14 protein-coding genes are annotated in these 13839 nt (G+C 62.9%); 4 read left to right on the top strand and 10 right to left on the bottom strand.

Going from position 1 to position 13839, the window contains the following annotated elements:
• Positions 1-17: 17 nt before the first annotated feature.
• Positions 18-461, top strand: coding sequence for an Lrp/AsnC family transcriptional regulator (locus J2Z75_RS07165; protein WP_209849788.1), 444 nt, complete (start codon positions 18-20; stop codon positions 459-461).
• A 17-nt stretch (positions 462-478) separates the two neighbouring features.
• Here the strand turns inward: J2Z75_RS07165 and J2Z75_RS07160 are convergent, their stop codons facing one another.
• Both J2Z75_RS07160 and dut read right to left on the bottom strand, forming a co-directional pair.
• Positions 479-1375 (bottom strand): GNAT family N-acetyltransferase, encoded by an 897-nt coding sequence (locus J2Z75_RS07160; RefSeq protein ID WP_209849785.1) that lies wholly within the window; start codon positions 1373-1375, stop codon positions 479-481.
• The gene (gene dut / locus J2Z75_RS07155; protein WP_209849782.1) at positions 1376-1846 is read right to left on the bottom strand and encodes a dUTP diphosphatase; all 471 of its coding nucleotides are present in this window, start codon (positions 1844-1846) and stop codon (positions 1376-1378) included.
• Between the two features lie 97 nt (positions 1847-1943).
• Here dut and J2Z75_RS07150 point away from each other — a divergent pair, with 97 nt between their 5' ends.
• The 3 genes from J2Z75_RS07150 to J2Z75_RS07140 all read left to right on the top strand — a co-directional run bounded on the left by J2Z75_RS07150 (position 1944) and on the right by J2Z75_RS07140 (position 5091).
• A complete protein-coding gene (locus tag J2Z75_RS07150; RefSeq protein WP_209849779.1) occupies positions 1944-3527 on the top strand; it encodes a peptide chain release factor 3 in 1584 nt (527 codons plus the stop codon).
• A 157-nt stretch (positions 3528-3684) separates the two neighbouring features.
• Positions 3685-4731: a ketopantoate reductase family protein gene (locus J2Z75_RS07145; protein WP_209849776.1), complete on the top strand. Its 1047-nt coding sequence runs from the start codon at positions 3685-3687 to the stop codon at positions 4729-4731.
• Positions 4732-4734: 3 nt separating this feature from the next.
• Positions 4735-5091 carry a VOC family protein gene (locus tag J2Z75_RS07140; protein ID WP_209849774.1) on the top strand — a complete coding sequence of 119 codons (357 nt, stop codon included), beginning with the start codon at positions 4735-4737 and terminating at the stop codon, positions 5089-5091.
• Between the two features lie 11 nt (positions 5092-5102).
• On the opposite strand, the gene J2Z75_RS07135 is transcribed toward J2Z75_RS07140, so the two are convergent.
• The 8 genes from J2Z75_RS07135 to J2Z75_RS07100 all read right to left on the bottom strand — a co-directional run bounded on the left by J2Z75_RS07135 (position 5103) and on the right by J2Z75_RS07100 (position 13784).
• The gene (locus J2Z75_RS07135; RefSeq protein WP_209849773.1) at positions 5103-5777 is read right to left on the bottom strand and encodes an HAD family hydrolase; all 675 of its coding nucleotides are present in this window, start codon (positions 5775-5777) and stop codon (positions 5103-5105) included.
• 139 nt (positions 5778-5916) lie between these two features.
• Positions 5917-6528: a LysE family translocator gene (locus J2Z75_RS07130; RefSeq protein ID WP_209849771.1), complete on the bottom strand. Its 612-nt coding sequence runs from the start codon at positions 6526-6528 to the stop codon at positions 5917-5919.
• Positions 6529-6604: 76 nt separating this feature from the next.
• Positions 6605-7399, bottom strand: a complete 795-nt coding sequence (locus J2Z75_RS07125; protein ID WP_209849769.1) for an AraC family transcriptional regulator — start codon at positions 7397-7399, stop codon at positions 6605-6607.
• 9 nt (positions 7400-7408) lie between these two features.
• A complete protein-coding gene (locus J2Z75_RS07120; RefSeq protein WP_209849767.1) occupies positions 7409-7813 on the bottom strand; it encodes a GFA family protein in 405 nt (134 codons plus the stop codon).
• A gap of 35 nt (positions 7814-7848) precedes the next feature.
• Complete coding sequence (iolB, locus tag J2Z75_RS07115; protein ID WP_209849766.1) at positions 7849-8649, bottom strand: 5-deoxy-glucuronate isomerase; 801 nt, start codon at positions 8647-8649, stop codon at positions 7849-7851.
• 153 nt (positions 8650-8802) lie between these two features.
• Positions 8803-9720 (bottom strand): myo-inosose-2 dehydratase, encoded by a 918-nt coding sequence (iolE, locus tag J2Z75_RS07110; RefSeq protein ID WP_209849764.1) that lies wholly within the window; start codon positions 9718-9720, stop codon positions 8803-8805.
• Between the two features lie 102 nt (positions 9721-9822).
• A complete protein-coding gene (gene iolD, locus J2Z75_RS07105) occupies positions 9823-11673 on the bottom strand; it encodes a 3D-(3,5/4)-trihydroxycyclohexane-1,2-dione acylhydrolase (decyclizing) (protein ID WP_209849760.1) in 1851 nt (616 codons plus the stop codon).
• A 179-nt stretch (positions 11674-11852) separates the two neighbouring features.
• Positions 11853-13784: a bifunctional 5-dehydro-2-deoxygluconokinase/5-dehydro-2-deoxyphosphogluconate aldolase gene (locus J2Z75_RS07100; RefSeq protein WP_209849757.1), complete on the bottom strand. Its 1932-nt coding sequence runs from the start codon at positions 13782-13784 to the stop codon at positions 11853-11855.
• Positions 13785-13839 lie beyond the last annotated feature (55 nt).

The following is a 13839-nucleotide window of genomic DNA, read 5'->3' as shown; positions in this document are numbered from 1 at the left end:
ACCTTATGGAGTTTCCAATGCTCGACGATCTCGACCGGCGCCTGCTCGACCTACTCTCCGCCAACGCCCGCATTTCGCTGAAAGAACTGGCGCAGGAGGCGGGCCTGTCCTCGCCAAGCACTGCCGACCGGCTGCGCCGATTGGAGGATCGCGGCGTCATCACGGGCTTTACCGTCTCCATCAATCCCGCAGCGCTCGGTTATGCCCTGCAGGCGGTGGTGCGCGTTCGCCCGATGCCGGGCATGCTGCACATCGTCGAGAAGATGATCCAGGACACACCGGAATTCGTCGAATGCGACAAGGTGACGGGCGACGACTGCTTCATCGCCAAATTGCTCGTGCGCGACATGGAGCAACTGGACACGATCCTTGACCGCATTGCCGAGAAATCCCAGACCAATACCTCGATCGTCAAATCATCGCCGGTGAAGCGCAGGCTGCCGCCGCTCGCCAGTGGGTGATCGTCAGTGCGTGATCGTCAGAATTCGGCCATCGGCGACAGCATGACAGGTCCGGTCAAACGATCGGCGGCATCTCCCCGGATCATCAGGCTGGTATAGGAGACAAACGGCTCCGGCACGCCCTGCCATTGCAGCCGGTCGGGCGGAAAACAGACATCGACGCGATGCGGGTTCTGATCGAGCGCCGCAAGAACGGCGGAGAGCGGCGGAATCGTTCTGCCGGCGATATCGAGAAGCTGAAAAGACGTTTCGTCGGATTTCCAGGCAACGATCGAGTCAAACTGGTCGAGATAGGCAAGCTGGATGTCGGGATCGAAGTGGCCGTTGAGCAGGAACATTTCCGTTTGCGCTGCGACGGCGAAGATCGAGGAGACCGGCGTTCTTTCGCGCAACAGCCGCATGACCAAAGCCAGGTCGGCGGATTTCTCCAGCGAGAGCGCACGCAATGAACCCACCGGCTTCGCGCCCGCCGGCGGCGGACCAGAGAACCGATGCTGCGACAAGATCCGGAACCCATAAGGCTCATAGACGGCCGGCTTGTCGGTGAGGAGAAGACCGAAGTCAAATCCTTGAACATCGCACCAGCCGAACGCGCGGTGCATCAGGTCGCGATAAAGTCCACGCCCCCGCCACTCCGGCCGCACCGCACCGGATTGGAACCCGGCCGCCTTGACGAGACGTCCGTCGATCATCAGGGGCATGGAAAAGGCGCTGAAATTGGCAACGCAAGTGCCTGCTTCGTCGAAATAGCCAAACGGCATGCTCGTCGGGTCCGGTCCGCCGAAGCGATCCTGAATGCCGACATCGATGCCGAACGTATCGTGCAGCAGCGCCACCAGCCCGGCCCATGCCGCCGGCTCGCCAAAATAGTCCTGCCGGAATGTCAGGCCGTGGCTGTCAGCCGCACCAGGCATTCAGACGCCGGTGGAGCCGAAACCGCCGGCACCGCGCACCGTTTCGCTGGTGTCCGCGGTTTCGCGGACGGAAACCTGCGTCACCGGCGCGATCACCATCTGGGCGATGCGCATGCCGCGCTCGATGACGAAATCGGCGTCGCCGAGATTGATCAGCAGAACCTTCACCTCGCCGCGATAATCGCTATCGATGGTGCCGGGGGTATTGAGGCAGGTGATGCCGTTCTTGAAGGCAAGACCGGAGCGCGGGCGGATCTGCGCCTCGTACCCCGCCGGAACCTCGAAGATGAAGCCGGTCGGCACAAGCGCCCGCCTGCCCGGAGACAGCACCAATGGCTGACCGGCCTCGACAGCGGCGCGCAGGTCCATGCCGGCAGCGCCCGATGTCTCATAGGCGGGCAGATCGATGCCCGCGCCGTTGGGCAGGCGAACAAGGTTCAAGGTCGGGCGGGTTTGTGCGTGCAGGGTCATCCCCCTATTTGGGTTTCCACGCCGGCGCCGGTCAATGCGAATTGCAAGTTATCCACGGAGTCGCTAGATACGGCCCAACGAACAGGAATCTCGACACATGGCCGAAAGTATCGCCGAGGCGGTTTCCCGCCGCCGCACCTTTGCTATTATCGCACACCCGGACGCGGGCAAGACGACGCTGACCGAAAAGCTGCTGCTGTTCGGCGGAGCGATCCAGCTTGCCGGCGAGGTGAAGGCCAAGAAGGATCGCATCCAGACGCGGTCCGACTGGATGAAGATCGAGCGCGAGCGCGGCATTTCGGTCGTCACCTCGGTGATGACCTTCGAATATCACGGCAATGTCTTCAACATTCTCGACACGCCCGGCCACGAAGACTTCGCCGACGACACCTATCGCACGCTGACTGCTGTCGATGCGGCCGTGATGGTCATCGACGCCGCCAAGGGCATCGAGCCGCGAACGCTGAAGCTGTTCGAAGTCTGCCGCATGCGCGACATCCCGATCATCACCTTCATCAACAAGATGGACCGCGAAAGCCGCGATCCTTTCGAGATCCTCGATGAAGTGGAAGAGAAACTGGCGCTCGACTGCGCCCCCGTGACCTGGCCGATCGGCCGCTCGAAGACCTTCTGCGGCTCCTATCATCTGGCCGACAATACCGTGCGCGGCTCCGACACGCAGGAAATTCCCACCAAGGTCAACGGCCCGGAAATGGTCGCCCACCGCCTGCCGGAAAACGAGCGCGACGCCTTCATCGACGAAACCTCGCTGGCGATCGAGGCCTGCAAGCCTTTCAACAGGAAGGCTTTCCTTGAAGGACACCTCACGCCCGTGTTCTTCGGCTCGGCGCTCAGGAACTACGGTGTGCGCGACCTGATCAATGCGCTCGGCGAGATCGCCCCGCCGCCGCGCGACCAGGTGGCCGACACACGCACGGTGCACGCCACCGACGAGAAAATGACCGCCTTCGTCTTCAAGATCCAGGCGAACATGGACCCGAACCACCGCGACCGCATCGCCTTTGCCCGCGTCTGCTCCGGCAAGCTGGAGCGCGGCATGAAGGCGCGGCTTGCGCGCACCGGCAAGCAGCTGGGGCTGACGGCGCCGCAATTCTTCTTCGCCTCGCAACGCCAGCTGGCCGACACGGCCTATGCAGGCGATGTGGTGGGCATTCCGAACCACGGCACCCTGCGCATCGGCGACACGCTGACCGAAGGCGAACAGCTGGTGTTCCAGGGCGTGCCGAACTTCTCGCCGGAAATCCTGCGCCGCGTGCGCCTGGAAGATGCGATGAAGGCGAAGAAACTGAAAGAGGCGCTGCAGCAGATGGCTGAGGAAGGCGTCGTGCAGCTGTTCTCGCCCGAAGACGGCTCTCCGGCCATCGTCGGCGTCGTCGGCGCGCTGCAGCTGGATGTTCTGAAAGAACGGCTGCAATCGGAATACGGCCTGCCGGTCTCGTTCGATGTGGCGCGCTTCTCGGTCTGCCGCTGGATTTCGGCCGACCAGCCGGCGGATCTCGACAAATTCATCACCGCCCGTCGCGGCGACATCGCCCGCGATCTCGACGGCGATCCGGTGTTCCTGGCGCAGGATTCATTCTCGCTGCGCTATGAAGCGGAGCGCTATCCGGCGATCAAGATGATCGCCATCAAGGAATATCACGTCGCCAAGGCGGCGTGATATCAGGCACCAAGGTTCGGCGGGACGGCGCTTTCGGTGGTCCCGATTGCGGCGAGTATCTATTATTTTCTGAGAGACCAGCTTAGATGACCGGAGCGGGTGAAGACGGTTGCTACCAGGAACGTCTCATTTTTTGAAGCCGCTTGCCGGAGGCCCTATGCAGAACCCAGAAACCAAAACAGGCCTCTCGGCCCATTTCCGGAGCATCTGCATTTTCGGCGCCGGCGCCATCGGTGGTGCGCTGGCGGCACGGCTTGCCGCTTCCCCGGCGCTCGCAGGCTCGACGATTTCGGCGATCGCCCGCGGCGCGCATCTGCAGGCAATCCGTAAAAACGGCCTGCATCTGCATGAACAGGGAAAGACAGAGCCGCTCGTCGCAAGGTTTGCGGCAACCGACAATGCCGCCGATCTTGAGCCGCAGGATCTCGTCATTGCCACTCTCAAAGGCCATCAGCTGACGTCGGCAAGCGCCGATATCGCCCGCCTGCTGAAGCCGGGTGGCCGCGTGGTGATGATCCAGAATGGTATTCCGTGGTGGTATTTTCATGGCGACACGGCAAGCGGCCTTGAGGGCCGGCAGATCGAGGCGCTCGATCCGGGCGGTATTGTCTGGCAGCGGATCAGTCCCGAACGGGTTATCGGCGGGGTGATCTATCAGGGCGCGCAAATGATCGAGCCTGGCCATATCCGCCTGACCAGCAGCGGCCTGCTTCATCTGGGCGAACCTTCTGGCGCCCTGTCGCCGGCGCTTGCCGAAATCGCCGGCCTGTTTCAGGCCAGCGGCTGGACCATAAAAACCACCGACCGCATCCGCGACGAACTCTGGCTGAAGCTGCTCGGCAATGCGGCCCTCAATCCCATCAGCGCCCTTACCCGCGCCCGGATCGACGAAATCGTCGACGGGCCGCTGGAAACGCTGGTGCGCAAGATCATGACAGAGACAAAAGCCGTCTCCGAACGCCTGGGCTGCCGCGTCGACACGACGATCGACCAGCGGTTGGAGCATACCCGCAGCCTGGGCAACGCCAAGACGTCGATGCTGCAGGATCTCGAACAGGGACGTCCGATGGAGATCACCCCGCTCACACTTGCCGTCACCCAGCTCGCGCGCATGGCCGGCGTGCCGACACCGGCAAACGACATGCTCCTGTTATTGATTTCACAGCTCGATCAGTCGATGGCACAAGCGCGCGGGAGCGCCTGAACGATGACCGTTCGGCGGATCGTCGCCAACCTGCATGCGCTCGATCCGAAGGCAGCACAAGCCTTCTACGGCGATCTGCTCGGGCTTGATCTCGCCATGGATCACGGCTGGATCGTTACCTTCGCTTCAGACCGGCAGGCATCCGCACAAGTTTCGGTCGCCAGCGAAGGTGGCTCCGGCACGCCGGTGCCGCAGCTTTCGATCGAAGTCGACAATGTCGATGACGTCTATGAAAAGGCCAGGACAATGGGCTTTGCGATCATCTACGACATCACCGACGAGCCATGGGGCGTGCGCCGCTTCTATGTACGCGATCCCTTTGGCACGATCGTCAACATCCTCTCGCATGGAGGAGGTTGACATCCATCCTGCTAACGGCGGTCGATCAGGGTGAGGTCGCCATTTTCATCGACCGAGACCTCGATGCCGATATAGCCGGGGATGGTCGGATGCGACGTTACGAACGGATGCGTATGGGTCGCGGTGATGACCATGACGTCCGAACCGGCCGATTCCCCAGCGATCACACCGGCCGCCACATCCTCGAACACCAAGCAGTCCCTGGCATCGAAGCCGACGCGCTTTGCGCCGAGCAGGTAGCATTCCGGGCTCGGCTTGCCGCGCGAGACATCCTCGGCGATGACGATGTACTTCGGTTCGGGAAGACCGGCAGCGGCGATGCGGACCTTGGCGAGTTCGCGCGGCGAGGACGTGACGATCGCCCAGCGCTCCGGCGGCAGACTCTTCAAGAACTCGATCGCGCCCGGCAGGGGCTTCACACCCTCGACGTCCTCGATCTCGCCCTGGCAGATGATCGCCGATTCCGCTTCGGGATCGACACCGGGCAGGCCCAGCTGCCGGATCGTATCGACGCCGCGCTTGCCGTGCATGGTCGGCAGAAAGGTCGCGACATCAAGGCCATGGCTTTCAGCCCATTTTCCCCACACCCGCTCGGCCGCTTCGATCGAACTCAGCAGCGTTCCGTCCATATCGAACAGGAAGGCGGAATATTTCTTGCCGAAAACCGGCGACGACGCGGAAGACAAGGGGCGGCTCCTTTGAAGGTCTGGCTCTCCGCCCGACTTTGCGCGAGCGGAGCTTCCCCGTTCGAATAAGGGGATTCCCGTCTGAGATCAAACGGATATCGCCTTTTCGCCATCGCCGAGCGCGCTTTCTTCCCGGCTTTCACCGCGCCGACAAAGCAAGCCGCAGCCCCATCAGGCCGAAGGCCCCTGCAAAACCGCGCCGCAGCCAGGTGGTCACACCCGGCCTTGCGATGACATAGCGCCGCGCCGCCGCAGCAAAGACGCCGTAGAACACGAAGACGATGAAGGTCAGGGCCATGAACACGGCGGCAAGTCCCAGCATGAACAACGTCGGGGACGGCGTGCCGGTGGGCACGAACTGTGGCAGGAAAGCGAGGAAGAACAACGACAGTTTCGGATTGAGGCTGTTGAGCAGAATGGCCGTTGCAATAATCCTGCCTGCAGGCACGGGCTTCGCTTCATCCGTCAACCGAAGGCTTTCGGTGTCCCTCAGAACGCTCCACGCCATGTAGAGCAGATAGGCGACATCCAAATACTTGATGAGCTCGAAGGCCAGCGCGCTGGCGTGGAGCAAAGCCGCGAGGCCCGCAACGCTGGCGACGATATGCGGCAGGATGCCGAGCGTGCAGCCGAACGCGGCAACCACGCTGGCACGGGCACCGGAGTTGAGCCCGATCGCCAGCGTGTAGAGCACACCGGTGCCGGGCAGGAGAATGACGACGATGGATGTCAGCAGATATTCGAGGGTCAAGACGCTCTCCGTTCGATGAGGAAACCGGCAGCAAACCGGATTGCCATCTTTGGGTCTTGAACGAAATTGCAGCCCGTCAGCTATAGGCCAGCGCATAGGCGCCGGGCGTCACGCCATAGGCACGCACGAAAGTCCGCGTCATGTGGCTCTGGTCGGCGAACCCGCAGGCGAAAGCAGCCTCGGCAAGCGGTGTACCCCCGGCAATCATCCGCCGCACGATCCCGATGCGACGCTGGACGAGATAGGCGTGCGGCGTCATGCCGGTCGCCTGGGCAAACCCGCGCACCAGCTGAAAGCGGCTGATGCCGCTCGCCTCCGCGAGATCGGCAAGGGTCACGCCGGAGAGCGGATCATCATCGATCAAGGTCTTGGCCCGGCTGACCGACGGAGGCACAAACCGGGATGTCTTCCGCCAATCCATCAGCGATGCGATCAGTTGGAACAGCGCCGCTTCCGGCGCCAGCGTTTGAGAGGCCTGCGTCATTGCGGCATAGACCGGCAGAAACCGCTCCATCCTGGTCCGCTCATGCATCACCGGCTGCGCGAATACGAAATCGCCAGTCCGTCCTTCGCCGATATCGAGCACCATTTCCGCAATGAGGGAGGGATCGAAATAGAGCATCCGCCAGGACCGGCCCGCCTCGCCGATCGGATGGCCGTCATGGACTTCGCCCGGATTGACCGTGATCATGTCGCCCGGCCCCGCCTCGACCGGTCCGCGTCCGCTCGCGGATTTCTGCACGCCGCGCAGGATCACGCCAATGCCGAACTGGTCATGCGTATGCCGGCCGAAGCTGTGGACCGTATCGGCCTCGACGGCTTCCACGCCCTTCATCGCGCATCGCCGCATGCGGAACTGACCGGTCTTCATCGCCGCTCCTCAATCACGATCCCGGCCCGGCAGCGCATCGCGCTCGCCAAACCAGTTCGCCGCCGAAGAACACCAGATCTGGCTTTTCGGCGCAAGGACCGCGCGCTGCCGGATATTGCCCCAGCGGATGCCGATCTCCCCGGCGTCCTCGTCGGTGCCGGTCGTATAGATCGGCGAGCCGCAATCACCGCAGAACATCTGGAAGCGGGTGCGGCCATTGTCGCCGGTCTTGACGTAGGTTTTCGGCTCGCCGCCCGTGATGCGGAAATCGTCTTTCGGCGCGGCCACCGTGACCCGATAGACCGAGCCGGTCAGATGCTGGCAATCGGTGCAATGGCAGATCGAAACATCATCGGGCTCGATCTCGGCCTCGTAGGTGACGCGGCCGCAATGGCATTGTCCATCGATCTTCATTGGAGCCTCCCTTTGCAGGGAGGCAGAATAGCGCATCAGACGCCGGTAAACAGCCAGGCATGTTCCTTGGCATTGTTGAATTTCCAGACGCGCGACGGACCGGCCATGACGTTGAGGTAGTAGAGGTCGTAACCATGGATGGCGGCAACCGGATGATAGCCCTTCGGCACCAGCGTGACATCGCCATCCTCGACCGCCATCGCCTCGTCCAGCGACCTGTCATCGGTATAGACCCGCTGCATGGCAAAGCCCTGAGCCGGATTCAGGCGGTGATAATAGGTTTCCTCGAGGAAGCTTTCGGCCGGCAGATTGTCCTCGTCGTGCTTGTGCGGCGGATAGGACGAGGTGTGGCCGCCGGGCGTGATGACTTCGACCACCAGCAGCGAATGTGCCGCGTTGTCGTCTTCCGGCATGATGTTGGTGACGTAGCGCGTATTGGTCGCCTTGCCGCGCGTCATCTGCGGATGCGTTCCCGGACGGATCACCTTCGTCTTGTAGCCTTCGCCGCCCGGAGCGGAGCAGACGGCGAGATCGAGCGCCGTCGTTGCCGTTGCCTCCCAGCGGCTGCCCTTCGGCACATAGACCGCATAGGGCTGGCCCTCGAACGGCGTCATGCGCTCACCCAGCTCGCCGAAATCCTCGCCATCGACCGAGACTTTCGCCTTGCCGGAGACGAGCACGAGGCAGGTTTCGCGATCGGCGCTTTCGCCCGCCGTCTTTTCGCCAGAAGCCAACCGGTTGAGGCCGAAACCGACATAGGTCCAGCCGGCGGATTGCGGCGTGATGTCATGGACGAGACCGGAGGTGCCGTTTGGCTTGACGAGAAGGTTGGGCATGAGTGTGGCTCCTGTTCAGTTTTCACCTTCCCCTTGAGGGGGAGGGTCGGCACGCAGTGTCGGGGTGGGGCGAGTTCCTGCGTCAAACAACGGGTCACCCCCACCCGCAGCTTCGCTGCGACCTCCCCCCTCAAGGGGGAGGTGAGCTACGCGTCACCCCTTGGGGAAGCCTTCCGTTTCCACTGTATAGCCCGCAGCGGTCATGACGCGCATCAGTTCGGCATAACCGATCTCCGCCATCTTCGCAGGCGGGGCGTTGCGGGGGTCCTGCTCGGCCTCGACGACGAACCAGCCTTCATAACCATAGTCGGCGAAACGCTTGACGATGGCGCCGAAATCGAGCGAGCCGTCGCCCGGTACGGTAAAGGCCCCGAGCGCCACGGCGTCGAGGAAGGACTGCCTGCTGCGATCCAGACCGTTGACAACCGCCTGACGGATGTCCTTCACATGCACGTGGTTGATGCGGGCATGGTGGTTGTCGATGGCACGCAGCACGTCGCCGCCGGCGAAAGCCAGATGGCCGGCGTCCAAGAGCAGCGGAATGCCTTGCCCCGAATTCTTCATGAATGCGTCGAGCTCCGGCTCGGTCTCCACGACGGCCGCCATGTGGTGATGATAAGAAAGCGGCATGCCGTGATCGGCGCACCATTCGCCGAATTCGGTGACGCGGCGGGCATAGGCCTTCATCTCGTCATCGCCAAGGCGCGGCTTGGTGGCGAGCGGCCTGGAGCGGTCGCCCTGGATAGAGCGGCCGACTTCGCCATAGACGATGCAGGGCGCATTGACGGCCTTGAACAGTTCGATCATCGGCGCGATGCGGTCCTTGTTGGCGGACAGTTCCTCATTGACCAGCGTGCCGGAGAACCAGCCGCCGCAAAGCGTCACGTCGGCGGCGCGCAGGATCGGCAGCATCTCATTCGGATTGTTGGGAAAGCGGCGCCCCTGCTCCATGCCGGTGAAGCCGGCGCTGCGCGACTGGCGCAGGCATTCTTCGAGCGACACGTCGTCGCTGAGTTCGGGAAGATCGTCGTTCCACCAGGCAATGGGCGACATGCCGAGTTTGGCCTTCATGAAAATTCTCCTTGGAGGAAGGCGATCGGCCTTCCTTCTCATCCAGTATTCCCGTCATCCTCGGGTCAGGCTCGAGGATGACGGAGTTTGTGATTGCCTATCTTAACCGATACGCTGGGACGCGAGCGCCTTTTCGTAGCCCTTGCGGGCCTCGTTGACCTCAGTCCGAACGGAGACTTCCGGCACCGCCACATCCCACCAGTTGCCACCCTCATCCGTGGTGATCAGCGGATCGGTATCGATGACGATAACGGTGGTGCGGCTTTCGCCGGCGGTTTCCTTCAGCGCGATTTCCAGCTCGCTGATCGAGGCGACCTTTCGGGTGAGCGCGCCCATGGCAGCGGCATGCCCGGCAAAATCGATGGCCGGCAGCGTGACATGATGGGTGTCGCGCAGCAGGTTGTTGAAGTTGGCGCCGCCGGTTGCCATCTGCAGCCGGTTGATGCAGCCGTAGCCTGCATTGTCGAGCAGCACGATGGTGATCTTGGCACCGAGCATGATCGACGAGGCGATCTCCGAATTCAGCATCATGTAGCTGCCGTCGCCGACCATGACGATCACATCGCTGTCGGGCCTGGCCAGCTTGACGCCCAGACCGCCGGCCACTTCGTAGCCCATGGTCGAAAAGCCGTATTCCATGTGATAGCTGCCGGGCGCATCCGCCTGCCAGAGCTTGTGCAACTCGCCGGGCAAACCGCCGGCGGCGCAGACGAGCGTGGTGTTTTCCTTGCGGGCCCGCTGGACGGCGCCGATGACCTGGGCGTCGGACGGCAGCGCCGCATTGGTCGCCGCGGTCGCCTTGTCGGCGGCCTTCAACCATTCGGCCTTGCCATCGGTCGCCTTCTTCGTCCAGGCGGTATCGACCTTGTGCGAACCGAGACCGGCGCTCAGCGCATCGAGGCCGACGCGGGCGTCGGACACCAGCGGCAGGGCCTCATGCTTGGCAGCGTCGAAGGCCTGGGTGTTGAGGCCAATGATCTTCAGGTTATCGTTCTTGAACAGCGACCAGGAACCGGTGGTGAAATCCTGCAGGCGCGAGCCGACGGCGAGAACCACATCGGCATCCTCGGCCATCTGGTTGGACGCCGATGTGCCGGTGACGCCGACCGAACCCATGTTGAGCGGATGGCTGTGCGGCAACGACGACTTGCCGGCCTGGGTTTCGACCACAGGGATGCCGTGTCTTTCCGCGAAGGCGGCAAGTGTCTTGCTGGCTTCGGAGTAAAGCACGCCGCCACCGGAAATGATCACCGGCTTTCTGGCAGCCTTCAGCACCGTAATCGCGTGGGCCAGTTCGTCCGCATCCGGATGCAGGCGGCGGGTGGCCCAGACCTTTTCGTCGAAGAAGCTTTCCGGATAATCATAGGCTTCCGCCTGCACATCCTGGCAGAGCGACAGCGTCACCGGGCCGCAATCGGCGGGATCGGTCAGCACCTGCATGGCGCGGCGCAGCGCCGGGATGATCTGTTCGGACCGAGTGATGCGGTCGAAATAGCGCGAGACGGGGCGGAAGCAGTCGTTGACGGTCATGGTACCGTCGCCGAAATCCTCGATCTGCTGAAGGACCGGATCAGGACGGCGATTGGCAAAGACATCGCCGGGGAGAAGCAGGACCGGCAGGCGGTTGACATGGGCAAGGGCAGCCGACGTCACCATGTTGAGCGCGCCGGGACCGATGGAGGTGGTGCAGGCCATGAAGCGGCGGCGGAAGCTTGCCTTGGCAAAGGCGATGGCCGCGTTCGCCATGCCCTGCTCGTTCTGGGCGCGATAGGTCGGCAGCGTATCCTTGATGCCATGCAGCGCCTCGCCGATACCGGCGACATTGCCGTGGCCGAAAATGGCGAAGACTCCGCCGAAGATCGGCGTCTTCTCGCCCTCGATCACGGTCATCTGCTTGGTGAGAAACCGCGCGACGGCTTGCGCCATGGTCAGGCGAACGGTCTTCTGGCTCATTGTTTCCTCCTCGAACGAGGACATTGCCTCGGTTTTCTACTTCACACCCTCCCCTTGAGGGGGAGGGTCGGACCGCAGGTCCGGGGTGGGTTGATTTCCACGACACCCAACGGATCACCCCCACCTGCAGCTTCGCTGCGACCTCCCCCCTCAAGTGGGAGGTGGAGCTCACCGACCGATCAAGCCGCGTTCGTTTCCGCAAGGCCGAGCCACAGGTTGACCAGGGCCTCGAATTTGCCCGCCATATCGGCGATTGCCTGCTCGTCGGTCATGTCACCGGCAAGCCAGGCCTTGCTGGCCTCTGCAAAGATCGTCCGGCCGACGGCGAAACCCTTGACGGTCTTTGACGTGCGCGCGGCGGCGAAACCTTCCTTCAGGGCCTCATATGGGGCTTCCAGTCCGAGCAGGACGACACCCCGGCAGAGCGGGTCGCGCTTTTCGATGACGGCGTCGATTGCGGCCCAGGCGGCGCGGCTTGCCTGCGGTTCGAGTTTCCACCAGTCGGGCTTCAGGCCGGCATCATACATTTCGTTGAGCGCGCGCGGAATGGTCTGGTCATCGAGCGTGCCATGCTTGCCGGCAATGATCTCGATCAGGATTTCGCGGCCGACCTTGCGTGCAGCCTCGAAGGCCGAGCGCAGCTTGGCGATCTGGGTAGCCTTCATCTCGGCCGGGTCGTCGGGATGATAGAAGCTCAGAACCTTGATGCAGTGATCGATCGGCCATTCGATGAGCCGGCTACCGAGATCCTGACTGAACTCGAACTGCAGCGGCCGCGAGCCCGGAAGCTCAATCGGCTTGCCGATCCAGAAGTTCTTGTTGACGGCAAACAGGGCGTCGCGACCGTACTTGTCGTCGATCAGCATGCCGAAGCCGGGACGACCGTTGGCGATGCGCTCGGCGGCCTTGACGGCGAGAACCTTGAAGGCCGGGATGCGGGCGAGAAGCTCGGCGTTGCCCCCGGCCAGATCTTCCAGCTGGCTGCGATGATCGATGGCAAGCGCCATCAGCTGCGGGATTTCGCGGCGGCGGGTCGTTGCCCAGTGGACGTGGTTGATCGCCTCGTCCTTGCGCAGCGCCTTTTCCTTGCTGCCGTTTTCGAGGAAGAACTGCAACTCGGTCCAGGTCGGGATTTCCGGCGCACAAAGCAGACGGGAAACCGCGAAAGCACCGCAGGCATTGGCCCAGGTGGCTGATGTCGCATGCGGCTCGCCCTTCAGCCAACCACGCAGGAAACCGGACATGAACGCGTCGCCGGCACCCAGAACGTTATAGACCTCGATCGGGAAACCCTTGCCGACAATGCCGTCTTCCAGATTGTCGGAAATCGGACCGTCATAAACGATGCAGCCCATCGGGCCGCGCTTCAGCACGATCGTCGCCCTGGAATTGGCCCGGATGGTCTTCAAAGCGGCGAGCAGATCGCTGTCGCCCGACGCAATCAGCACCTCTTCTTCCGTGCCGACGATCAGGTCGCAATCGGCCAGGACCGTCTTCAGGTGCGCGGACACCTTTTCCGAGGCGATATAGCGGTTGTCGCCGGCGTCATGGCCGGCAAGACCCCAGAGGTTGGGCCGGTAGTCGATGTCGAACACGACCTTGGCGCCGCTTTCCTTGGCGATGCGGATTGCCTTGCGCTGGGCGGCATCCGTATGCGGCTTGGCGAAATGCGTGCCGGTGACGAGGATGGCGCGAGCGGAACGAATGAAGTCTTCGGAGACGTCGTCTTCGCAGAGCGCACTGTCGGCGCAGTTGTCGCGGTAGAACAGCAGCGGGAAGGAATGGTCACTTTCGACGGCAAGGATGGCCAGTGCCGTCAGCCGCTCCGGATCGGTGACGATGCCCCTGGTTTCGACGCCTTCGCGCTCCAGCTGCTCGCGGATGAAGCGGCCCATCTGCTCCTTGCCGACGCGGGTGAGAAGCGCCGATTTCAGGCCGAGACGGGCCGTGCCGACGGAGATATTGGTCGGGCAACCGCCGACAGATTTGGCGAAACTGGCGACGTCTTCCAGCCGCGTGCCGATCTGCTGGCCATAGAGATCGACCGAGGCACGGCCGATGGTGATGAGGTCGAGCGGCTTGTCTGCCTGCGTCCTGTTGGTCTGGCTCACTGCTTCCTCCCGGCGGGCGCTTGCGTCGCGCCGACATTTTTATTGGCTGGTGGAT

It is taken from the genome of Rhizobium herbae, from assembly GCF_017873135.1.
Classification (GTDB): Bacteria; Pseudomonadota; Alphaproteobacteria; order Rhizobiales; family Rhizobiaceae; genus Pararhizobium; species Pararhizobium herbae.
The sequence above is the reverse complement of the archived record's forward strand: the minus strand, read 5'-3'. Positions and strand labels throughout refer to the sequence as shown.